Origin of the sequence: Pseudomonas sp. 18-147 (assembly GCF_051048045.1) — a bacterium.
GTDB classification, from domain to species: Bacteria; Pseudomonadota; Gammaproteobacteria; order Pseudomonadales; family Pseudomonadaceae; genus Pseudomonas; species Pseudomonas aeruginosa.
The window spans coordinates 2,417,848-2,437,460 of record NZ_CP182296.1; the positions used below are offsets into that span (position 1 = coordinate 2,417,848).

At 66.7% G+C, this 19,613-nt stretch carries 22 protein-coding genes and 1 tRNA gene; 11 read left to right on the forward strand and 12 right to left on the reverse strand.

What is annotated here, in order from left to right; genetic code table 11:
• Positions 1–199: 199 nt before the first annotated feature.
• Together ACM0M4_RS11650 and ACM0M4_RS11655 are read left to right on the forward strand one after the other, a co-directional pair.
• Positions 200–1,630, forward strand: coding sequence for a transglycosylase SLT domain-containing protein (locus ACM0M4_RS11650; protein ID WP_003114749.1), 1,431 nt, complete (start codon positions 200–202; stop codon positions 1,628–1,630).
• 98 nt (positions 1,631–1,728) lie between these two features.
• Complete coding sequence (locus ACM0M4_RS11655) at positions 1,729–2,163, forward strand: DoxX family protein (protein ID WP_003090958.1); 435 nt, start codon at positions 1,729–1,731, stop codon at positions 2,161–2,163.
• A 167-nt stretch (positions 2,164–2,330) separates the two neighbouring features.
• Here ACM0M4_RS11655 and ACM0M4_RS11660 read toward each other — a convergent pair whose 3' ends face one another.
• The 3 genes from ACM0M4_RS11660 to thpR form a co-directional block, all read right to left on the reverse strand.
• Positions 2,331–3,353, reverse strand: coding sequence for a lipase secretion chaperone (locus tag ACM0M4_RS11660; protein WP_003160579.1), 1,023 nt, complete (start codon positions 3,351–3,353; stop codon positions 2,331–2,333).
• 49 nt (positions 3,354–3,402) lie between these two features.
• Entirely contained in the window at positions 3,403–4,338 is a 936-nt protein-coding gene (lipA, locus tag ACM0M4_RS11665) for a triacylglycerol lipase (RefSeq protein ID WP_003090955.1), read from the reverse strand.
• A 195-nt stretch (positions 4,339–4,533) separates the two neighbouring features.
• Positions 4,534–5,082 carry an RNA 2',3'-cyclic phosphodiesterase gene (gene thpR / locus ACM0M4_RS11670; RefSeq protein WP_003143714.1) on the reverse strand — a complete coding sequence of 183 codons (549 nt, stop codon included), beginning with the start codon at positions 5,080–5,082 and terminating at the stop codon, positions 4,534–4,536.
• Between the two features lie 176 nt (positions 5,083–5,258).
• Here thpR and ACM0M4_RS11675 point away from each other — a divergent pair, with 176 nt between their 5' ends.
• The gene (locus tag ACM0M4_RS11675) at positions 5,259–5,576 is read left to right on the forward strand and encodes a hypothetical protein (RefSeq protein WP_003104187.1); all 318 of its coding nucleotides are present in this window, start codon (positions 5,259–5,261) and stop codon (positions 5,574–5,576) included.
• Between the two features lie 12 nt (positions 5,577–5,588).
• On the opposite strand, the gene greB is transcribed toward ACM0M4_RS11675, so the two are convergent.
• From greB to ACM0M4_RS11690, 3 genes are read right to left on the reverse strand one after another with little or no spacing between them, the layout of a single operon-like run.
• Positions 5,589–6,095, reverse strand: a complete 507-nt coding sequence (gene greB / locus ACM0M4_RS11680) for a transcription elongation factor GreB (RefSeq protein ID WP_003090951.1) — start codon at positions 6,093–6,095, stop codon at positions 5,589–5,591.
• A gap of 51 nt (positions 6,096–6,146) precedes the next feature.
• The gene (locus ACM0M4_RS11685) at positions 6,147–8,639 is read right to left on the reverse strand and encodes an ABC transporter permease (RefSeq protein ID WP_003119865.1); all 2,493 of its coding nucleotides are present in this window, start codon (positions 8,637–8,639) and stop codon (positions 6,147–6,149) included.
• Between the two features lie 8 nt (positions 8,640–8,647).
• The gene (locus ACM0M4_RS11690) at positions 8,648–9,331 is read right to left on the reverse strand and encodes an ABC transporter ATP-binding protein (RefSeq protein WP_003119866.1); all 684 of its coding nucleotides are present in this window, start codon (positions 9,329–9,331) and stop codon (positions 8,648–8,650) included.
• Positions 9,332–9,341: 10 nt separating this feature from the next.
• On the opposite strand from ACM0M4_RS11690, the gene tesA reads away from it, so the two are divergent.
• The 3 genes from tesA (at position 9,342) to ACM0M4_RS11705 (ending at position 11,330) form a co-directional block, all read left to right on the forward strand.
• Positions 9,342–9,947: an esterase TesA gene (gene tesA / locus ACM0M4_RS11695; RefSeq protein ID WP_003119867.1), complete on the forward strand. Its 606-nt coding sequence runs from the start codon at positions 9,342–9,344 to the stop codon at positions 9,945–9,947.
• A gap of 55 nt (positions 9,948–10,002) precedes the next feature.
• Positions 10,003–10,281, forward strand: a complete 279-nt coding sequence (locus tag ACM0M4_RS11700) for a hypothetical protein (protein ID WP_003090947.1) — start codon at positions 10,003–10,005, stop codon at positions 10,279–10,281.
• Between the two features lie 77 nt (positions 10,282–10,358).
• Positions 10,359–11,330 (forward strand): L,D-transpeptidase family protein, encoded by a 972-nt coding sequence (locus tag ACM0M4_RS11705; RefSeq protein ID WP_003090946.1) that lies wholly within the window; start codon positions 10,359–10,361, stop codon positions 11,328–11,330.
• A gap of 123 nt (positions 11,331–11,453) precedes the next feature.
• Here the strand turns inward: ACM0M4_RS11705 and oprI are convergent, their stop codons facing one another.
• Positions 11,454–11,705: an outer membrane lipoprotei OprI gene (gene oprI / locus ACM0M4_RS11710; protein ID WP_003090944.1), complete on the reverse strand. Its 252-nt coding sequence runs from the start codon at positions 11,703–11,705 to the stop codon at positions 11,454–11,456.
• Between the two features lie 416 nt (positions 11,706–12,121).
• Positions 12,122–12,211, reverse strand: a tRNA-Ser gene (locus ACM0M4_RS11715).
• Positions 12,212–12,366: 155 nt separating this feature from the next.
• Between ACM0M4_RS11715 and earP the strand changes: the two genes are divergently transcribed.
• On the forward strand, positions 12,367–13,497 hold the full coding sequence (gene earP, locus ACM0M4_RS11720) for an elongation factor P maturation arginine rhamnosyltransferase EarP (protein ID WP_003452377.1): 1,131 nt from the start codon (positions 12,367–12,369) through the stop codon (positions 13,495–13,497).
• A 42-nt stretch (positions 13,498–13,539) separates the two neighbouring features.
• Complete coding sequence (gene efp / locus ACM0M4_RS11725; protein ID WP_003090942.1) at positions 13,540–14,106, forward strand: elongation factor P; 567 nt, start codon at positions 13,540–13,542, stop codon at positions 14,104–14,106.
• An 87-nt stretch (positions 14,107–14,193) separates the two neighbouring features.
• On the opposite strand, the gene ohrR (ACM0M4_RS11730) is transcribed toward efp, so the two are convergent.
• The 3 genes from ohrR (ACM0M4_RS11730) to ACM0M4_RS11740 all read right to left on the reverse strand — a co-directional run bounded on the left by ohrR (ACM0M4_RS11730) (position 14,194) and on the right by ACM0M4_RS11740 (position 16,264).
• A complete protein-coding gene (gene ohrR / locus ACM0M4_RS11730) occupies positions 14,194–14,622 on the reverse strand; it encodes an organic hydroperoxide resistance protein OhrR (RefSeq protein WP_003104171.1) in 429 nt (142 codons plus the stop codon).
• 144 nt (positions 14,623–14,766) lie between these two features.
• Positions 14,767–15,222: a hydroperoxide stress response transcriptional regulator OhrR gene (gene ohrR, locus ACM0M4_RS11735; RefSeq protein WP_003090940.1), complete on the reverse strand. Its 456-nt coding sequence runs from the start codon at positions 15,220–15,222 to the stop codon at positions 14,767–14,769.
• An 85-nt stretch (positions 15,223–15,307) separates the two neighbouring features.
• A complete protein-coding gene (locus tag ACM0M4_RS11740) occupies positions 15,308–16,264 on the reverse strand; it encodes a LysR family transcriptional regulator (protein WP_023101830.1) in 957 nt (318 codons plus the stop codon).
• 100 nt (positions 16,265–16,364) lie between these two features.
• On the opposite strand from ACM0M4_RS11740, the gene ACM0M4_RS11745 reads away from it, so the two are divergent.
• Positions 16,365–17,114 carry a sulfite exporter TauE/SafE family protein gene (locus ACM0M4_RS11745; protein ID WP_003143723.1) on the forward strand — a complete coding sequence of 250 codons (750 nt, stop codon included), beginning with the start codon at positions 16,365–16,367 and terminating at the stop codon, positions 17,112–17,114.
• A 1-nt stretch (position 17,115) separates the two neighbouring features.
• Here the strand turns inward: ACM0M4_RS11745 and ACM0M4_RS11750 are convergent, their stop codons facing one another.
• Entirely contained in the window at positions 17,116–17,970 is an 855-nt protein-coding gene (locus tag ACM0M4_RS11750; protein ID WP_003090936.1) for a LysR substrate-binding domain-containing protein, read from the reverse strand.
• Positions 17,971–18,066: 96 nt separating this feature from the next.
• Between ACM0M4_RS11750 and ACM0M4_RS11755 the strand changes: the two genes are divergently transcribed.
• Positions 18,067–18,300 (forward strand): DUF1127 domain-containing protein, encoded by a 234-nt coding sequence (locus ACM0M4_RS11755; RefSeq protein ID WP_003110987.1) that lies wholly within the window; start codon positions 18,067–18,069, stop codon positions 18,298–18,300.
• A gap of 82 nt (positions 18,301–18,382) precedes the next feature.
• Complete coding sequence (locus ACM0M4_RS11760; RefSeq protein WP_003110986.1) at positions 18,383–19,591, forward strand: winged helix-turn-helix domain-containing protein; 1,209 nt, start codon at positions 18,383–18,385, stop codon at positions 19,589–19,591.
• Positions 19,592–19,613: the final 22 nt, after the last annotated feature.

The following is a 19,613-nucleotide window of genomic DNA, read 5'->3' on the forward strand; positions in this document are numbered from 1 at the left end:
CGGACCCGCCGGGAGATGGGTGGCAAACCGCTTGTAGAACAATCCGTTATAATCGCAGATCGGGTTCTTCGGCGCCCGGATTATCTACCCAATGCCTCCGTTTGCAGCCGCTGTCGGAGAGGAACTTGCCAAGACTGCCATGCTCTGATTGATCCGGTCCCCCGGAGAGGGACATCGAGCCTGGCCTCTGGAGACCTGGATGACGCGTCTGTTGCTGCTTTCGCTTTGCCTGCTGGTGCTCGCACCCTTGCCGGCGGCTGCGCGCATCACCGGCCAGCCGGACAACTGGCACAGGGAACAGCCGGAGACCCGCGACCTGGCGAGCATCCGCCGCGCTGGCGTGCTCAAGGTGCTGGTCAACCAGAGCCGCAACAGCTCGGGCGAGGTGAAGGGCGAGCCGATCGGCGTCGAGTACCGTCGCCTGCGCGCCTTCGAGCAATACCTCAACAGCCGTTCGCCGTCCGCGCGGAACCTCACCCTCAAGCTCATACCCAAGCCCAAGGACCAGTTGCTTGCCGCCCTGCAGCGTGGCGAAGGCGACCTGGTCGCCCCCGGCGAACTGCTGCCGGCGCACGACGGCCTGCAGGTCAGCCCGAGCGCGCCGGTGCGCGCCGATGTGCCGCTGGTGCTGGTGGCGCGCAAGGGCAACCGGCGCTACACGCGCCTGGAGCAGTTGTCCGGGCGGACCATCCCGCTGCCGGCCGGCAGCGCCGCCGAGGGCGCCATCGAACTGGTCAACCAGCGCCTGGCGCAACGCCGCATGGCACCGATCCGGATCGAAAAGCTGGACGCTTCCCTGGCCGTCGAGGATGTGATGGAAATGGTCCAGGCAGGCATCCTCGGCTTCACCGTGGTCGAGCAGCCCATCGCCGAACGCTGGGCCAAGGTGCTGCCGAAGCTGCGCGTCGACCGCCACCTGGTGCTGGACAATCGCGCCGACATGGCCTGGTACGTGCGCCGCGATGCCAGCACCCTGCGCGCGACCATCGACCGCTTCCTCGCCGACTACCGCGCGCCGGCCGACCAGGACGTGGCTTTCCAGCGCGTCTACCGGCGCGCCTACAAGGTCCGCAACCCCCTCGGCGCGGCGGACCGCAAGCGCCTGGAAGCGGTCCGTCCACTGCTGCAGCGCTACGCGCGGCAGAGCAGCATGGACTGGCTGGCGCTGGCGGCGGTGGCCTACAAGGAGTCGCATCTGAACCCGAAGGCGCGCGGTTCCGGCGGCGCCAGCGGGCTGATGCAGATCACCCCGGCGGCGGCGCGCAGCGTCGGGGTCGGCAATGTGCACGACAAGGACAGCAACGTGCTGGCCGCCAGTCGCTACCTGACCAAGATCCGCAAGCAGTTCTTCTCCAGCAAGCACCTCGACGAACGCGAGCGCCTGGCGTTCACCCTGGCGGCCTACAACATGGGGCCGGAGCGGGTACAGAACCTGCGCACCCAGGCGCGTCGCCGGGGGCTCGATCCGAATCGCTGGTTCTTCCAGGTCGAGCGGGTGGCTGCGGAAGAGATAGGCATGGGTGTGGTGAGTTATGTCAGCAGCGTCAACAAGTACTACCTTGCATATGAACGCGAACGGGTTCGCCTGGAGCCCGGGGTGCGTGCGAAGACGGCGACGGCTCAAAAATAATCTATAAATTCGATATTGATAACGCGTTTTTTACGGTTTTAATATCGAATTATCTTGCCTATAGTGTGCCCATCTTATCCCACACCTGAGGACGCACCATGAATCCACTGATCAAGACCATCCTGTCGACCAACGCCGGTGCCGGCCTGGCCATCCTGCGTATCGTCACCGGTCTTACCCTGATGTCCCACGGTTCGCAAAAGCTCTTCGGCATGTTCGGCGGCGCCGGCCTGAACGGCATGGCGCAGTGGTTCGAATCCATCGGCCTGACCCCTGGCTACCTGCTGGCGACCCTGGCCGGCAGCGCCGAGTTCTTCGGCGGCCTGGCGCTGGTGATCGGCCTGCTGGTGCGTCCGGCGTCGGTGGTGGTGGGCTTCACCATGATCGTGGCGATCTTCAGCGTGCACATCGGCAATGGCTTCTTCATCACCGACAACGGCTATGAATATGCCCTGACCCTGCTGATGATCAGCGTGGCGCTGCTGATCGATGGCGCCGGCAAGTTCTCGCTGGACGGCAAGCTGTCCCGCTGAACCGGGCTGGCGACGAAAAAGGGCGGACACCTTCGGGTGGCCGCCCTTTTTCGTTGCGGCGCGCAGCACAAGGTTTCCGCCTCGCCGGCCACGCCAGGGCTGCACCCCTGAGGGTAGCGTTATCCGCCGAAGCGCCCTTCGCCGCGTTCTTGGCGTTTCCGTGTCGGTCAGCGCTGCTCGGCCTGGCGCATCTGTTCCAGCGCGCCCAGGCGCAAGCGTTCCTGTTCGCTGAAGCGCTCCTCGGCCAGGCGTTCGACCGCCGCGCGGCGGTCGGCTTCGCTCAGCCCGGTATTGCCTTCGATCCGGCTCTTCTCGGCGAAATAGTCGTCCAGCCGGCCCTTCCAGGCCGAGCGTTGCCGATCGAGTTGCTCCAGGCGGGTGGTGGCTTCGGCGCCCACCAGTTGCTGACGCATCTGGCGGATGGCTTCCGGGCCGGCGCCAGCGGCCTGGAGGGCGGCGGTCTGCTGCTGCAGTTCGCTTTGCAGTTGCGGCAGCACGCTTTCCTGCTGGTCTTCCGGCAGGCTGGCGCGCAGGCGGTCGATGGCGGCGGCCTTTTCCTCGGCGCTGAGCTTGCCGTCCTGGCGGATCGCCAGGCGCTCCAGGGTGAACTGGTTGTAGGTTTCCTCGTCGGCGAAGAACGCCACGTGCGCTTCGTTGCTGAAGATCCGCGCGCGCAGGGCTTTCACCGCGGCTTCCCGCTGGCGCAGGGCGTCGAGGTCGGCCAGGCGCGGCAGGTCGCGTTCGAGCAGCACCAGTTCCTTCTTGTAGTCGATGTATTGCTGCATCAGCGCCAACGCCTGGCCGCGCGCCGGCTCCTGGAGTTCGGCGGCGATGTAGGCGCGCAGGCGGTCCAGGCTTTGCTGCAGGGGCTCTTCGCCGACGGCGCTGAGGAAGTAGTCGAACAGGTTGCGGATGTCGCGGGTGATCAGCAGGTTGCCGCTGGCGTCGACACTGAAACTGCCATCGACGCTGGTGCCCCTGAAGGAGGTTGGCAGCGGCGCGACCTTGGCCGGCATGACCTGGGGGGCCGGCACCGCTTCTCCCGCGGAGGCTGCTGGCGGGGCGTGGACTGCGCCCGCCTGCGCGCTGGCCGGGGGCGCCGTCTCGGGTGCGGGGGAAGGTTCCAGCCAGACGAACCAGGCCAGGCTGGCGGCGAACGCCAGTGGAATCAGCAGGAGGATTTTCTTCACGCGAGGGGGCTTCCGGGAAAGGGCCGGGGCCGAGGCCCCGGCCGGGGTCCTACAGGCTGGCGTTCTTCAGGCGGTTGGCGTGCTGGCGGTAGACGCTGACCGGGCTGGTCTCGAACAGGCTGGTGAGGCCGAAGACCTGGTTCACCTCGTCCAGGTGGTTCATCCGGTAGTTGTCGCGGATCACCATGCCCAGGTGCGAACTGCAGGTGCCGACCAGGCCGTCGTTGGCGGTGCCGTTCTTGAAGGTCAGCGACGAGGCGCCGAGGAAGGCGTCGCTCGGATCGAGGAAGTTGGTCAGCGGCGAGGAACCGCTCCAGGAGTAATAGCTCACGCCGTTGACCTTGTAGGCGCCTTCGCCGCAGGCCGAGGTGGGGATGCCCTGCGGGTACTTGGCGTTGAAGCGCGCGGCACCCTCGCTGTTCAGCGACTCCAGCGAGCCCAGTGAATTCTGCGTACCGGTGCTGCCGCTGGAAAGGAAGCTGATCAGCGCGCCGAGGCTGTTGACCAGCCCGGAGAGGACTGCCTCGCCGGCCGAACCCGGTGGGATCTGGCGCAGGAAGTCGGCGGTGTCCGAACCCTTGTGCGGGGCGCCGACGCTGGTGGCGGAAGCGATCAGGTCGGGACGTACGGCGGCGACGTAGCGGATGGTCGGCCCGCCGTGGCTGTGGCCGATCAGGTTGACCTTGGGCTGGCCGCTGAGGGCGACGATTTCCTCCACCTGTTGCAGCAACTGCTCGCCGCGGACTTCCGAGGTGTCCAACTGGCTGACTTCGGTGACGTAGACCTGGGCACCGTCACGGCGCAAGGCGCTGGGAATGCCGAACCAGTAGTCGACCCCGAGGATGTTGTCGAAGCCGAGCATGCCGTGGGCCAGCACGATGGGGTATTTGGTCTGGGTGTAGGTGCTGGCCTGGATCAGAGGACTGGCAGCGAGAGAGGCGAGACCGATGGCCAGGCCGAGGGGGAGCAGAGACTTCTTCTTCATGTTGTTCTCATCTCAGGTTGATGGGGCCGAGGGGCGCGTCCTGCCAGCCATCGCCCGAATCCTTCCGGGAAAACCGCTTCGCTGTCCCTTGCGCAGGAACCGTGCCAGCTTCGGCTTTTTTCCTCCAGGCCAGGAAATCCGCGGCTTCCTGGCGGCCGGTCATAACCTGCGTGGCAGAGCGGAAGAGGCGGGTTGTTACGGCGCGAAACGCTCGTTTGAATCTTCCCCGCACAACGCCCAGCGACCGAGTGTGCGGTAGCGCACGCCCGCGGCGTCGTTTTGCGAGCAAAACAGGCTGAAATGGTCGACCTGCCATACGAAGGTTGGGGGTAGCGGGGCGTCCTCCAGCGGCGCGGCATCGCGAGCCAGGGTCAGATGGGCGCTGAATGAGCGGGTTTCCACGGGCAGCTCCAGTTCGGCAAGGCCGGAGCGCAGGGCGCGGCGCAGGCGCAGGAGGGCGCCGGGCGGTTGGCTGGGGGCCAGCAGCAGGATGCCGTTTCTCCAGCGCAGCAGGCGGTCGAGACACAGGTCGAAGGGCGCGGCCTCGATGGCCGCGGTCATGTCCAGCAGGGCCTCGAGCCGAGCGGACGGGACCTGCCCGAGGAAGGCCAGGGTCAGGTGCAGGTTCGCCGTCGCCACCTGGCGTCCGGGCAGTGGCCGGCCATCGCGCCACCGGCCGATCCGCTCGGCGAGGGGAGGTGGACAGGGCAGGGCGAAGAACAGGCGAAGAGAGCGATCGGGCATGGGCGCCTCCGCGTGTTTCTTGACAGTCTCCATGCGGCTTTTCTAGGATGCGCGTGCGCCGATTTAAACAGCAACTTGCGGGGCGCCCGGCAGCAGCCGAAATACCGCTAAAGCGCTGGCTCGGTGTTGCCTCTCACCGCTGTCCAGCGGGACCGAAGAGGCGGAGACATGACGTCATGACCTGTCCCAGCACGCAATTGCGCCTGGCACCCATCACCACCGGCCTGGTCCGGCGGAACCCGAGGATTCTCCTCAGCGGCCCGCACCAGCCGACCCTCGTCCGTTACCTCGAAGGCTGGCCGAAGCGCTGGAACGGTTCGCGTACCTTCCTTATCCAGTTCGCCCAGGACGGCAAGGACCTGGCGCGCTTCCCCAGCGACGCGTTCGACTTCGCCGTGGTCCAGGCCCCCGAGGCGGAAGACCTGGACCTGGTGGTCCGGCAACTGATCCGGGTCGCCCGCCAGGGCCTGATCACCCGCCGTATCCTGCGCTGAGCGCGTGACCCCTCAGGGCGCCGGCGGATACTCGATCTCGACGACGAACCAGAGCTTTTCCCCGGCCGGGGTGCGCACCAGCACCTCGGCGTCCAGCTCCTTGCCGACCAGTGCGCGGGCGAGCGGCGAGTCGATGCTGATCTGGTTGTTGCGCAGGTCCAGTTCGTCGGGGCCGACGATGCGATAGCGGGCCTGCTCGCCGTCTTCGTCTTCCAGGGTCACCCAGGCGCCGAAGTACACCCGGTTCGGATCCGCCGGCCGCTCGCCGACCACTTTCAGGTTCTCCAGGCGCTTGCGCAGGAAGCGCACGCGACTGTCGATCTCGCGCAGCATCTTCTTGCCGTAGATGTATTCGGCGTTTTCCGAGCGATCGCCGAGGGCGGCGGCTTCGCTGACCGCCTGGGTCACCTGGGGACGGCGCACGTGCCAGAGTTCATGCAGCTCTGCGCGTAACCGCGCGGCGCCCTCCGGAGTGATCAGCGGGGTGCCGGCGGTGCGCGGTGGACGATAGCGACTCATGGTTCGGGTGGTTCCACAAATGAACGGATGAAAGCCTGCCAGTGTATCCGATCAGCCCTCGCGCAGGACCCGCAGCGGGCTGCTGTTGAGGGCGCGACGGGTGCCCAGCAGGCCGGCGCCGCCTACCAGCACGGCGCCCACCAGAGGCAGCGCGAGCAACCAGGGATGCGCTTGCCACGGCAGGTCGAAGACCAGTCGGTAGAGCAGCAGGCTGACCGCCTCGCAGCCGAGCGCCGCGAGCAGGCCGCTGACTGCGCCGAGCAGGGCGAACTCGACCCGCCGGGTACGTTGCAGCAACTCGCGCTCGGCACCCAGCGCGCGCAGCAGGGCACCCTGGCGCACGCGCTCGTCGAGGGTCGCCTGGAGACCGGCGAAGAGCACCACGAAGCCCGCCGCGAGAACGAACACCAGCACGTACTCCACGGCCAGGGTGACCTGGTCGAGGATGCTCCGCAGCTGGCTCAGCAGGGCGTCTACCGGCAGCAGGGTGACGGTGGGGAAGGCGCGGGCCAGTTCGATCAGGTCGCGTTCCTGGCTGGCCGGCAGGTAGAAGCTGGTCAGGTAGGTCACCGGCAGGTCGGTCAGGGTGCCGGGCTGGAAGACCATGAAGAAGTTCGGCTGGAAATTGTCCCACTTCACCTTGCGCAGGCTCTGGACCTGGACCTCGCGATTCTGCCCGGCGACGCTGAAGGTGAGCCGGTCGCCGACCTGGATACGCAGGTTGGCGGCCAGCTTCTCTTCCACCGACACGCCCGGCAGGGCCCCCGGCTGCGGCGCGCTCCACCAGCGTCCGGCGGTGAGCTGGTTGCCGGAGGGCAGTCGCTCTGACCAGGTCAGGCCGAGGTCGCGCTGCAGGGCACGCTCGCTGCGCACGTCTTCGTCGAGCGCCTGGACCGGCTTGCCGTTCACCGCTACCAGGCGCCCGGGAACCATGGGGAACAGCGGCTCGGCGCCGGGGGAGAGCTTTTGCACGCGACGTTCGAAGGCGTCCTTTTCCGTCGGCAGGATGTTCAGGGCGAAATGGTTGGGGGCGTCCGGCGGCAACTGGGCCTGCCAGGTATCCAGCAGTTCGCCGCGAAGCAGGGCGATCAGGGCCATAGCCAGCAGGATCAGGCCGAAGGCCAGGCTCTGTCCGGCGGCGGCCAGCGGGTGCCGCAACAACTGGCCGAGTCCCAGCCGCCATGGCAGGCTGGCACGCGCCAGTGCCCGGCGCAGGCCGTTCAGGCCGAGCAGCAGGAGGGCGCCGAGCACCAGCGTGGCGACCAGGCCGCCGCCGAGCAGGGCGAGGGTCAGCTTCAGGTCGAGACTCAACCGCCACATGATCAGGCCCAGGGCGAGCAGGGCGCAGGCGTAGGCCATCCAGGTGCGCATCGGCACCGGCAGCAGGTCGCTGCGCAGGACCCGCAACGGCGGTACCCGGCCCAGGGCTGCCAGCGGCGGGAGGGCGAAGCCGGCCAGCGCTACCAGGCCGGTGGCGACCCCGGCGAAGGCGGGGAACAGGCCGCCGGCTGGTACGTCCGGCGGCAGCAGCGTGGCGAGCAGGCGGAACAGGCCGAGCTGTGCCAACCAGCCGAGCAGGGCGCCGATGGCGCTGGCGAGCAGGCCCAGCAGCAACAGTTGCAGCGCGTAGAGGAGCAGGGTTTCGCTGCGCGACAGACCGAGGCAGCGCAGCAGCGCGCTGGCGTCGTAGCGCCGTGCAGCGAAACGGGCGGCGGACAGGGCCACGGCGACGCCGGCGAGCAGCACCGCGGCCAGGCTGGCCAGGTTCAGGTAGCGCTCGGCACGGCCGAGGGCATCGCCCACCTGGCGGTTGCCGTCGCGGGCATCCTGCAGGCGCTGGTTGGCGGCGAGGCTGCCCTTGACCTGCTGGCGATAGGCCTGGAGGGCTTCCGGCGGGCCTTCCCACAGATCGCGGTAGCGCACCCGGCTGCCCGGCTGGACCACCCCGGTGGCATCGAGGTCGGCCAGGCTCATCATGGCGCGGGGCGTCAGGCTGTAGAAGTCGCCGGCGCGGTCCGGCTCGTAGGTAAGGATGCGCGCGATGCGCAGCGGCTTGCGGCCGATCTCGATGCTGTCGCCGACCTTCAGGTCGAGGCTGACCAGCAAGCGCGATTCGACCCATACCTCGCCCGCCTGCGGACGACCGCCGGCCTGCTCGGCGGCGAACGGCGCGGCAGCGCTCTTGAGCTGGCCGCGCAGGGGGTAGCGGTCGCCGACCGCCTTGATGCTGCTGAGCTGGATGCCCTGGTCGGTGGCGATCACGCTGGAAAACTCGACGCTGTCGGCGTGGCGCAGGCCCAGACGGGTGCCGCGTTCGATCTGTTCGGCGCTTGCCGGCTGGGTACCGTTGAGCACCAGGTCGGCGCCGAGGAACTCGGCGGCGCGGGCGAGCATGGCGCCGTTCAGGCGGGCGCTGAAATAGCCGATGGCGGTGCTCGAGGCGACCGCGATCAGCAGGGCGAAGAACAGCACGCGCAGCTCGCCGCTGCGCGACTCGCGGAACAATTGGCGACCGGCGAGGCTCAGCAGGCGGGAGAGGGGCACCGGCTTCATCAGGGTTCGACCCGGTCGATCAGGCGACCGCTTTCCAGACGGATCAGGCGCCGGCAGCGATGCGCCAGACGCTCGTCGTGGGTAACCAGGACCAGGGTGGTACCGCGTTCGCGGTTGAGTTCGAAGAGCAGGTCGCTGATCCGCTCGCCGGTGGCGCTGTCGAGGTTGCCGGTGGGTTCGTCGGCGAACAGCACGTCCGGCTGCGCCGCGAAGGCACGGGCAATGGCGACCCGTTGCTGCTCGCCGCCGGAGAGCTGGCGCGGATAGTGGCCCAGGCGTTGGCCGAGGCCGACTCGCTCAAGCAGTTCTCTGGCGCGCTGGCGAGCGTCGGCGCGGCCTTCCAGTTCCAGGGGCAGCATCACGTTCTCCAGCGCATCGAGGCTGTCGAGCAACTGGAACGACTGGAACACGAAGCCTACATGGGCCGCGCGGACGCGCGCCCGCTGGTCCTCGTCGAGGTCGCCGAGGGCGTGCCCGGCGAGACGGACCTCGCCGCCGCTGGGCTGGTCGAGCCCGGCGAGCAGGCCGAGCAGGGTCGACTTGCCGGAGCCGGAGCTGCCGACGATCGCCAGGCTGTCGCCGCGGGCGAGGTCGAGGGAGAGGTCGTGGAGGATGGTCAACTTGCCTTCCGCGCTACCGACAACCTTGCTAAGGTTCTGCGCGTTGAGAATGCTGGCGCTCATGGAGGTTCCGATGCGTGCATTGCTGTTGAGCGGCTGCCTGGCCCTGGTCCTGCTGACCCAGCAGGCCGCGGCGCAGACGCTGTTGGTCGTGGGCGATAGTATCAGCGCCGCTTTGGGACTGGATACCAGCCAGGGCTGGGTCGCCCTGTTGCAGAAGCGCCTCGCCGACGAAGGTTACGACTACCGGGTGGTGAACGCCTCGATCAGCGGCGACACCTCCGCGGGTGGCCTGGCGCGCCTGCCGGCGCTGCTTGCCGAGGAGAAGCCGGCGCTGGTGGTGATCGAGCTGGGAGGCAACGACGGGCTGCGCGGAATGGCGCCGGCGCAATTGCAACAGAATCTTGCCAGCATGGCGCAAAAGGCCCGGGCGGAAGGGGCGAAGGTGCTGCTGCTGGGTATCCAGTTGCCGCCGAACTACGGCCCGCGCTACATCGAGGCCTTTTCCAAGGTCTACGGCGCGGTCGCGGCGCAGGAAAAGACCGCCCTGGTGCCGTTTTTCCTCGAAGGGGTCGGCGGGGTCCAGGGGATGATGCAGGCGGATGGCATCCATCCGGCGCTCGCCGCCCAGCCGAGGCTCCTGGAAAATGTCTGGCCGACGCTGAAACCGCTGCTTTGAGACTTCCCCGGGAAACCGCTTTCGGCTAAGGTTGCGCACCCCTCAGGAGCCCCCCATGCCGCGTCCCGCCTGGACCCTCTACGCCTATCAACTGATCGAGCCCGACGATCAGCTGGACCTGTTCGCCTGTCGCGAGGTCCGGGTGCATGTGGTGGCGCGTCAGCTGGAGCTGGATACCCCGGCGGACCGCACGCTTTGTGGCAAGCTGCTGCCGGCCCAGCCGCGCTGGCAGCCGCTGGAACGGGCGCGTCTGCGCGACCGGCTGCTGTGTCCCGATTGCCGGAAACAACTGGAGGCGGAAAAGCGCGGGGAGCGCCTGTCCTGGTTGGTCTGAGCCCTCCCGGTGAAACCTGGCGGGGTGTTACACTGTCTTTCCTACTCCTTCATCGCACTCGCCAAGGATTCTCCGGAATGTTGTCGCGCGTACCCGTTGTCTCACTGTCTTTCGCCGCGCTGCTTTCGGCCGGCTCCGCATCGGCCCTGGAACTGCAGCTCCCGCCTCCGGGCGAGGACGTCGTCGGCCAGGTCCAGGTGATCAAGGCCAAGTACGAGGACACTTTCGCCGACCTCGGCGAGCAGTACAACCTGGGCTACAGCGAAATGGTCGCCGCCAACCCCGGCGTCGATCCCTGGTTGCCGGGCGTCGGCACCGAGGTGATCATCCCGACCCGCTTCGTGCTGCCGCCTGGCCCGCGCGAAGGCGTGGTGATCAACCTGGCCGAGTACCGCCTGTACTACTACCCGAAAGGGCAGAACGTGGTGCACACCTATCCGCTGGGCATCGGCCGCGAGGGCTGGGGTTCGCCGATCGCGAACACCCGCATCACCGCCAAGACCAAGGACCCGGCCTGGTATCCGCCGGCCTCGATCCGCGCCGAGCACGCCGCCGATGGCGATCCGCTGCCGACCGTGGTGCCGCCGGGCCCGGACAATCCGCTGGGACCGTACAAGCTGACCCTGGGTGTGCCGGGCTACCTGATCCATGGTTCGAACAAGAAGTTCGGCATCGGCACCCGCACCAGCCATGGCTGCTTCCGCATGTACAACGCCGACGTGACCCACCTGTTCTCGATGATCAGCGTCGGCACCAGCGTGCGTATCATCAACGAGCCCTACAAGTTCGGCGTGAGCAACGGCAAGGTCTACCTGGAGGCGCATACGCCGCTGAACGACCATGGCGACCCGTCGGTGGTGGACAAGCACACCGCGGTGATCAACACCCTGCTCAAGCGCGACGACCTGGCCAAGCGTATCCAGTTGAACTGGGACGTGGTCCGCGAAGTGGTGGCCTCGGAGGATGGCGTGCCGGTGGAAATCGCCCAGGAATCGGCGCCGGCGATGACCGCGACGGTGGATAGCGATCCTACCCAGCTTACGCCCTGACGGAGAGCGTCGAGGCAGAGGCCCGCGTACCCGCAAGGGACGCGGGTTTTTTCATGCCCGGCGAAACGCAGGCATAAAAAAACCGGCCCCGAGGGACCGGTTTTCAACAGGTCGTGAGACCTATTACTTGCGGCTGGCTTTTTCCAGCATGCGCAGGGCACGCTCGTTAGCCTCGTCAGCGGTCTGCTGAGCTTTCTGAGCAGCGCCCAGAGCTTCGTCAGCCTTGCGATAGGCTTCGTCAGCGCGAGCCTGAGCACGAGCAGCTGCGTCTTCGGTAGCGGTCAGACGAGCTTCGGTTTCTTTGGAGTGGCTGCTGCAACCGGTGGCCAGAACAGCAGCCAGAGCCAGAGCAGAGAATTTCAGAACGTTGTTCATCGTGTTCCCCTTAAGGTGGACATTTCCATAACAGCAATCTCCCCAGCCGGGGAAATTAGCCGGCTACATACTACCCATTACTTGTAGTAAGTAAACTGACCAAGCGCAAGCCGAGCAACTTTTTTTTTAGTCCCCCCGACTTTAGCAGTAGTTGGAGTGTCGTTTGTTCAAAAAATATCCAGCGTGCGGTGCAAGTAAGCAATTTCCCGGACCTTGGGTAGAGTTGCTGCAAGAGGCGGGGGATGAGGGCTGCCGGGTTGTCGAGAATGTTCCGCCGGAGTGGCTGGCGCTTATCGACTTGGCGGGGAGTGGCAAGTAACAACTAAGTTGCCAGCATGTTGCCGGAAATGCCGTAAGTATTGGTGCGGAAATGAAAAAGGCCCGGCTAACTTGATTAGCCGGGCCTTCTTGCGATCTGGCGGTGAGGGAGGGATTCGAACCCTCGATACGGTTTCCCGTATACACACTTTCCAGGCGTGCTCCTTCAACCACTCGGACACCTCACCAGGTTCTCGACAGCGCCGTGTCTGTCGAGGCGCGCAATTTACTCGAACATTTCCCGCTTGGCAAATATTTTTTTAACTTTTTCATCGGCTTAGGTCGTCGGAGGAAAGTCCGCGGGGTGCCTTGGTAGACTGCCGGGCACGAAGAGGAGAGGCGGATGGCGAGCTGGGAGATTTTCTGTAGCGTGGTCGACAACTATGGCGACATCGGCGTCACCTGGCGCCTGGCTCGCCAACTGGCCGCCGAGCACGGTCAGGCCGTGCGCCTGTGGGTGGACGAGCCGCAGGCCTTCGCCCGGATCTGTCCGCGGGCGGACCCGGCGGCGCACGTGCAGTGCCTGGATGGGGTCGAAGTGCGTGCCTGGGGCCGACCGTGGGCACCGGTGGCGGCCGCCGATGTGGTGATAGAGGCCTTCGCCTGCGAACTGCCGGAGGCGCACCGGCAGGCCATGCGCGAGCGCAAGCGGCCGTCCCTGTGGCTGAACCTGGAGTACCTGAGTGCCGAGGAATGGATCGGCAGTTGCCACGCATTGCCGTCGCTGCAGGCGTGCGGGCTTTCCAAGTACTTCTTCTTTCCCGGGTTCCGCGAGCCCAGTGGCGGCCTGTTGCGCGAGGCCGGCCTGCTGGAACGTCGGCGCCGTTTCCAGGCCTCCGTCTCGGAGCAGGATGAGTTTCTCGCCTCCCTCGGCGTGCGGCGGAAGGTTGGCGAGCGACTGATTTCGCTGTTTGCCTACGAAAACCCGGCGCTGCCTGGCTGGCTGGAACAACTGCGCGACGCCCGCCAGCCGAGCCTGCTGCTGGTGCCGGAAGGGCGGGTGCTGGCGGATGTCGCCGATTGGCTGCGGGTGGCTACCCTGGCCGTCGGGGACGTCCACGTGCGCGACGCGTTGCGGGTCCAGGTGCTGCCGTTCATGGCGCAGGACGACTACGATCGCCTGTTGTGGTGCTGCGACCTGAACGCGGTGCGCGGCGAGGATTCCTTCGTTCGCGCGCAGTGGGCGGGACGGCCGCTGCTCTGGCACATCTATAGACAGGAAGAGGAGGCGCACCTGGCGAAGCTCGAGGCATTCCTCGAACTCTATTGCGCCGGCCTGCCCGCCGACCTGGCGGAAAACCTGCGCACCTTCTGGCTGGCGTGGAACGCCGGCGGTGGACTTGCCGGGGCCTGGGAGGGGCTGGAGAGGCAACTGCCCGAGTGGCGTCGGGAAGCGCAGCGCTGGGCCGACGAACAGGGCATGCGTCCGGATCTTGCGGCAAGGCTGGTGCAATTTTACGCAGATTGGCTATGATACGCGGCCTGATTTTTTGTCTTTCATCCATCGGATATTCGTATGAAAACCGCTCAAGAGTTCCGCGCCGGCCAGGTTGCCAACATCAATGGCGCTCCCTGGGTCATCCAGAAGGCCGAGTTCAACAAGTCCGGCCGTAACGCTGCCGTCGTCAAGATGAAGCTGAAGAACCTGCTGACCGGCGCCGGTACCGAGACCGTGTTCAAGGCCGACGACAAGCTGGAGCCGATCATCCTCGATCGCAAGGAAGTGACCTACTCCTACTTCGCCGACCCGCTGTACGTCTTCATGGACAGCGAGTTCAACCAGTACGAGATCGAGAAAGACGATCTGGAAGGCGTGCTGACCTTCATCGAAGACGGCATGACCGACATCTGCGAAGCCGTGTTCTACAACGACAAGGTGATCTCGGTAGAGCTGCCGACCACCATCGTTCGCCAGATCGCCTACACCGAGCCGGCCGTCCGCGGCGACACCTCGGGCAAGGTGATGAAGACCGCGCGCCTGAACAACGGCGCCGAGCTGCAGGTTTCCGCGTTCTGCGAAATCGGCGACTCGATCGAGATCGATACCCGCACCGGCGAGTACAAGTCCCGCGTCAAGGCCTGATCCTTTCGTGCGACGAGAAAAAGCCCGGCATTCGCCGGGCTTTTTCGTTTCCGCTGTCCGCCGCCGCGGCGCGGAGAGTCGGAAGCTTCAGACCGACACGTTCAGGCGTACGTCGATATTGCCGCGGGTAGCGTTGGAGTAGGGGCAGACCTGGTGGGCGGCGGCTACCAGCGCTTCGGCGGCTTCGCGCTCCAGGCCCGGCAGGTTGATGTGCAGTTCGACCTCCAGGCCGAAGCCGCCGGGAATCTGGCCGATGCCGACCTTGCCGGTTATCGAGGCGTCGGCGGGAAGGGTCTGCTTGCGCTGGCCGGCAACGAACTTCAGGGCTCCGATGAAGCAGGCGGAGTAGCCGGCGGCGAACAGTTGTTCCGGGTTGGTGGCCGCGCCGCCCTGGCCGCCCAGTTCGCGCGGAGTGCTGAGTTTCACGTCGAGCACGCCGTCCGAGGATACCGCACGGCCGTCACGGCCTCCGGTGGCGGTTGCGGTTGCGGTGTAGAGAGCCTTGATGGTTTGCATGAGAGTCACCTGTCTGATTTGTACGTTAAGTTCTTGCGCGCTAAGTAAGTGCGTGAAATGAAATTTATCGTCATGTTATTTTGTGCGCAAGATAAATCGTTGGAAGATTTGGCGATAAAAACCAGACAGGTAGGTATAAGCCCCTCAATCCGGTGCTTGCAGGTTGCCGCGCAGGGCCAGCAGCTCATCCTTTAGGGCGACCAGTTGTGGCAAGTCGAGGCCGGTACTCTCCAGGATGCAGGCGGGAATGCTCTCGGCCTGTCGCTGCAGGGCGCGGCCCTTGTCGGTCAGGCGCAGCAGGACTACCCGCTCGTCTTCGCTGCTGCGAGTGCGGGTAATCAGACCTTCGCCCTCCAGGCGCTTGAGCAGAGGCGTGAGCGATCCCGGGTCGGTAAGCATGCGTGCGCTGATTTCGCCCACGGTCAGGCCGTCGCGTTCCCACAGCACCAGCATGGCGATGTACTGCGGATAGGTGAGGCCGAGCGCTTGCAGCAGGGGCTTGTAGACCTTGGTCATCTGCAGCGAGGTGGAATACAGGGCGAAGCACAGCTGGTTGTCCAGCTTGAGCTGCTCGCAAGGGGTGGTGGGCAGTCGGGACATGGCTGTCTTCCAAGTAAGTAGGGCACTGTGCATGAATTTAGCGTAGTGGCTATTGGCTTTCCAGGTTTCCCGCCGGGTGGTGTCCTCAGCGCTCGCCGAGACGCTGCTGCAGGGCCTGGTCCCAGGGCGGCGGAAAGCCGAAGCGCTCGCGGAGGAAAGCCAGCAGCAGACGGGTTCGCGAACTGGCTTCGCGTTCCAGGCGCAGGGCATAGATGCAGGTGGGCTCGGCGGCGGGCAAGCCGTCGTCGCAGAACAGCGCCTGCAGTTCGCCGCGCAGCAAGTACTCGCTGCATAGCCAGGTCGGCAGGTGGGCGATGCCGAGGCCGGCCAGCGCCGCGTCGACCATCGCTTCGGCGTTATTGGTGGCCAGCCGCGTCCGTTTCGGCCGCAGGTGCTGGAGCTTGCCGTCGTGCTGGAAGCGCCAGGCATAGGGTGGCGACAGGTTGTCCCAATCGATGCCGGCATGCTCCGGCAGTTCGCCGGGGGATGCGGGAACGCCATGTTCGCGCAGGTACTCCGGGCTGGCGCAGACCACCCGCACCATCGGCGCCAGCGAAGTGGCCACCAGGCGGCTGTCGGGCAGCGGGCCGGCGCGCAACACCAGGTCGACCTCGCCGAGATGTTCGCCCTGCAGGTCGATGAAGCTGCCGATCAGGCGCAATTGCACGTCGAGGCCGGGGTTGGCCTTGAGGAAGTCGGCGACCGCCGGGGCCAGGTGGCGGCGGCCGAAGGGCACCGGCGCATCGATACGGATCAGGCCCTGCGGCGCGGTGCTCAGGGACACCGCTTCGGCACGGGCCAGGCGCAGTTCGGTGACGATCCGCCGGGCGCGGTCGGCGAAGGCCAGGCCGGCCGGAGTAGCGCGCACCGCATGGGTGGTGCGCACCAGCAGAGTGCTGCCGACGGCGCGTTCCAGGGCGTCCATCCGGCGCGCCACGGCGGACGGGGTGAGCGGGTGCTTGCGCGCAGCGGCGGAGAAGCTGCCGCCATCGAGGACATCGAGGTAGAGAACGAACTGTTCGCTGAGGGTATCGGGCAACATGCTCATGCCTTTGCGTAATTGGCATAGCCATTGTGCTTTCTTGTGCGTTTCCCATCCAGCCACGCTTGCCTAGCATGGAGGTGTCGAAAGAGGGGCTGACATGCTGGATGTATTTCTCGATTTCCTGCTGGGGATGGTGCTCGGTTGCCTGGGCGGTCTGTTCGGGATAGGCGGCGGCTTGCTGGCGATCCCGGCGCTGGGGGTGATCTTCGGCCTCGACCAGCAATTGGCGCAGGGTACCGCGCTGGTGATGGTGGTACCGAACGTGGTGCTGGCGTTGTGGCGCTACCACCAGCGCAACCGCATCGATCCGCGCCAGGCCGGAATCCTTGCCCTGACCGGCCTGCTTTGCGCGTTCCTGGCGTCCAGCGTGGCCGCGCGGATCGATGCGGCGCGGATGCGCGAAGCGTTCGTGATCTTCCTCCTGGCGCTGGCCGGCTACATGTTCTGGCGCCTGTTCCGGCGCCCGCCGCAGGGCGGCGCGACGCCGCGCTACGGTTTGCCCTGGATGGGCGTGCTGGGCCTTGGCGCAGGTTCGCTCGGCGGGCTTTTCGGGGTGGGCGGCGGGGTGCTGGCGACACCGGTGCTGACTTCGGTGTTCGGCCTCGCCCAGGTCGTCGCCCAGGGCCTCGCGCTGGCCCTGGCCGCGCCGAGCACGGCGGTGGCGCTGGGGACCTACGCCATGCATGGTCATGTCGACTGGCGGATGGGGATCCCCCTGGCGCTGGGCGGCCTGCTGAGCATTTCCTGGGGCGTGAGGTTGGCCCACGCCTTGCCCGAGCGCAGCCTGCGCATGGCCTTCTGCGCCTTCCTCGCATTGTGCGCGGTGCTCCTGCTGGTGCGCGGTTGAGTCAGAGACGGAAGCCCTCGCCGATGTATTCGGCGAGCTTCTCGGTGACCGGTGACTGGCTGTGCGGGTTGCGCATCAGCATGATGCTGGCCGAGGGCAGGGCGGGCAGGCCCTCGCTCTCGTCGAGGATGCGCAGGTTGCCGGTGAGCAGGCTGCGCAGTTGCACGGTCACGGCGAGGCCGGCGCTGACCACCGCGAACAGCGCCGACAGGCTGGGGCTGCTGTAGGCGATGCGGTAGTCCAGTTCCGCCGCCTCCAGGGCGTTGCAGGCCCAGGCCCGGCAAAAGCAGGTGGTGTTGAACATGGCCAGCGGGATCGGCCGCTGGTCGTGGGGGCAGAAGCCCTCGGCGGCCATCCAGACGAAGGGCTCCTGGCGCAGCAACTGGCCGATCTCGGTGCCCGGCTCGCGGGTGACGATGGACAGGTCGAGGTCGTTGCGCGCCAGCAGGTTGAGCGAGGTGTCGCAATGCACCTCGACCTGCACCAGCGGATAGGCTTCGGCGAAGCGCGACAGGATCGCCGGGAGGAAGCGCATCACGTAGTCGTCCGGGGTGCCGATGCGCACCGAACCGACCATGTGCGGGCGGCGCAGGGTGTTGAACACCTCGCCGTGCAGCTTGAGGATCCGCCGGGCATAGCCGAGCAGCACCTGGCCTTCGGCGGTGAGGCGGGTCTGCCTTCCGTCGCGCTCGAACAGCGAGCGCTGCAGGACGTCCTCCTCGAGCCGCTTCATCTGCATGCTGACCGCCGACTGGGTGCGATTCACCGCCTCCGCGGCGCGGGTGAAACCACCGTGCTCGGCGATGGCGACGAAGGTGCGGAGCAATTCCGTATCGATGCCGGGCTGGTAGCTCATTCATCAATCTCCAAGATGCATTGCATAAGAATGATTCGTTGGATTGATCCTATGCCTGGCGGGACACTGTGCCTATCCCGAACGGAGGGCAAGACGATGAAAGGTCAACAGGATTATTTCGGCAATCACTGCCACGCTGTGCCCCATCCCGCCTCGACCGCTGCGCCGTCGTTGTGGCGTCGCTGGCGGCGCTGGTTGCAGTTGGCCCGCGAGCGCCGGGAACTGCTGAGGATGAGCGACGAAGCGCTGAAGGACCTCGGCCTGAGTCGGGCGGATATCTTCCAGGAGGGCGAGCGGCATTTCTGGGACGACCCGCTGCGTCGGCATTGAGCGAACCGCAGCGGCGCGCCAGGCTGGCACGGCGGCGGAGGCGCGATAGACTCGCAGTCTCCTTCATCGACTGGGGCGCTCCATGAGTCTTTCGCTTTCCCTCGCCGAAGCCCGCCGCCTGGCTCTGGCCGCGCAGGGCTTCGACGGCCGGCGGACGCGCCGCAGCGTGCAGCGGCGGCATCTGCGCGAAATGCTCGCGCGCCTTGGCCTGTTGCAGATCGATTCGGTGAATGCGCTGGTGCGCTCGCACTACCTGCCGCTGTTTTCCCGTCTCGGTCCCTACTCCATGACGCTGCTCGACGAGGCGGCCTGGAGTGTCGGCCGTCACCGCCAGTTGTTCGAATACTGGGGGCACGAGGCCTCGCTGCTGCCGCTGGAACACTACCCGTTGATGCGCTGGCGGATGCGCCAGGCCGCCGACGGCCAGGGCATCTACCAGCAACTGGCACGTTTCGGCCGGGAACAGCAGCCACTGATCCGCCAGGTGTTGCAGGCGGTGCGCGAGCAAGGTGCGCTAGGTGCCGGCAGCCTGAGCACGCGGCAGGAGCGGGCCGGTCCCTGGTGGGACTGGAGCGCGGAAAAGCATGCGCTGGAATGGCTGTTCGCCGCCGGCGAGCTGACGGTGGCCGGACGGCGCGGCTTCGAGCGGCTCTATGACCTGCCGGAGCGGGTGTTTCCCGCGGAATTGCTGGCGCGCCCCGAGCTTTCGGAGGCACAGGCCCAGCGCGAGCTGTTGCGGATGGCGGCGAGCGCCCTGGGCGTGGCCACCGAAAAGGACCTGCGCGACTACTATCGGCTGAGCCCGGCGCAGAGCCGCGCGCGCCTCGCCGAACTGGTGGAGGCTGGCGAGCTGCTGCCGGTCCGGGTCGAGGGCTGGAGCCAGCCGGCCTACTGCCCCGGCGAACCGCAGGTGCCGCGGCGGCTAGGCGCCAGTGCCTTGCTCTCGCCCTTCGACTCGTTGGTCTGGGAGCGGGCGCGGGCCGAGCGCCTGTTCGATTTCCGCTATCGCCTGGAGATCTACACGCCGAAGGAAAAACGCGTGTACGGCTACTACGTGCTGCCATTCCTGTACAACGGCCGTCTGGTCGGCCGCGTCGACCTCCGCGCCGAGCGGGCGCGCGAGCGCCTGGCGGTGCATGCGTTGCATGCCGAGGCGAACGGCATGGACGATGCCGCCCTGCACGAGCTGGCCGAGCAACTGCGCAGCATGGCCGCCTGGCTGGGCCTGGCGACGGTGGCGATCGAGGGGCGCGGGGAGTTGGCGGTACGCTTGCGCGGGGTGCTGCTCTAGCGAGCGCTCCCGCCGGGCGGCG

Bases quoted from the DNA above. Each gene is read 5' to 3' on its own strand.
- thpR (WP_003143714.1), bottom strand. From the start codon at position 5,082: ATGCCCGATCGCTCTCTTCGCCTGTTCTTCGCCCTGCCCTGTCCACCT.
- ACM0M4_RS11755 (WP_003110987.1), top strand. From the start codon at position 18,067: ATGAAAGGTCAACAGGATTATTTCGGCAATCACTGCCACGCTGTGCCC.
- ohrR (WP_003104171.1), bottom strand. From the start codon at position 14,622: ATGCAAACCATCAAGGCTCTCTACACCGCAACCGCAACCGCCACCGGA.
- ACM0M4_RS11745 (WP_003143723.1), top strand. From the start codon at position 16,365: ATGCTGGATGTATTTCTCGATTTCCTGCTGGGGATGGTGCTCGGTTGC.
- ACM0M4_RS11705 (WP_003090946.1), top strand. From the start codon at position 10,359: ATGTTGTCGCGCGTACCCGTTGTCTCACTGTCTTTCGCCGCGCTGCTT.
- ACM0M4_RS11690 (WP_003119866.1), bottom strand. From the start codon at position 9,331: ATGAGCGCCAGCATTCTCAACGCGCAGAACCTTAGCAAGGTTGTCGGT.
- ACM0M4_RS11650 (WP_003114749.1), top strand. From the start codon at position 200: ATGACGCGTCTGTTGCTGCTTTCGCTTTGCCTGCTGGTGCTCGCACCC.
- ACM0M4_RS11700 (WP_003090947.1), top strand. From the start codon at position 10,003: ATGCCGCGTCCCGCCTGGACCCTCTACGCCTATCAACTGATCGAGCCC.
- ohrR (WP_003090940.1), bottom strand. From the start codon at position 15,222: ATGTCCCGACTGCCCACCACCCCTTGCGAGCAGCTCAAGCTGGACAAC.
- oprI (WP_003090944.1), bottom strand. From the start codon at position 11,705: ATGAACAACGTTCTGAAATTCTCTGCTCTGGCTCTGGCTGCTGTTCTG.
- earP (WP_003452377.1), top strand. From the start codon at position 12,367: ATGGCGAGCTGGGAGATTTTCTGTAGCGTGGTCGACAACTATGGCGAC.
- tesA (WP_003119867.1), top strand. From the start codon at position 9,342: ATGCGTGCATTGCTGTTGAGCGGCTGCCTGGCCCTGGTCCTGCTGACC.
- ACM0M4_RS11750 (WP_003090936.1), bottom strand. From the start codon at position 17,970: ATGAGCTACCAGCCCGGCATCGATACGGAATTGCTCCGCACCTTCGTC.
- lipA (WP_003090955.1), bottom strand. From the start codon at position 4,338: ATGAAGAAGAAGTCTCTGCTCCCCCTCGGCCTGGCCATCGGTCTCGCC.
- efp (WP_003090942.1), top strand. From the start codon at position 13,540: ATGAAAACCGCTCAAGAGTTCCGCGCCGGCCAGGTTGCCAACATCAAT.
- ACM0M4_RS11655 (WP_003090958.1), top strand. From the start codon at position 1,729: ATGAATCCACTGATCAAGACCATCCTGTCGACCAACGCCGGTGCCGGC.
- ACM0M4_RS11760 (WP_003110986.1), top strand. From the start codon at position 18,383: ATGAGTCTTTCGCTTTCCCTCGCCGAAGCCCGCCGCCTGGCTCTGGCC.
- greB (WP_003090951.1), bottom strand. From the start codon at position 6,095: ATGAGTCGCTATCGTCCACCGCGCACCGCCGGCACCCCGCTGATCACT.
- ACM0M4_RS11740 (WP_023101830.1), bottom strand. From the start codon at position 16,264: ATGTTGCCCGATACCCTCAGCGAACAGTTCGTTCTCTACCTCGATGTC.
- ACM0M4_RS11675 (WP_003104187.1), top strand. From the start codon at position 5,259: ATGACCTGTCCCAGCACGCAATTGCGCCTGGCACCCATCACCACCGGC.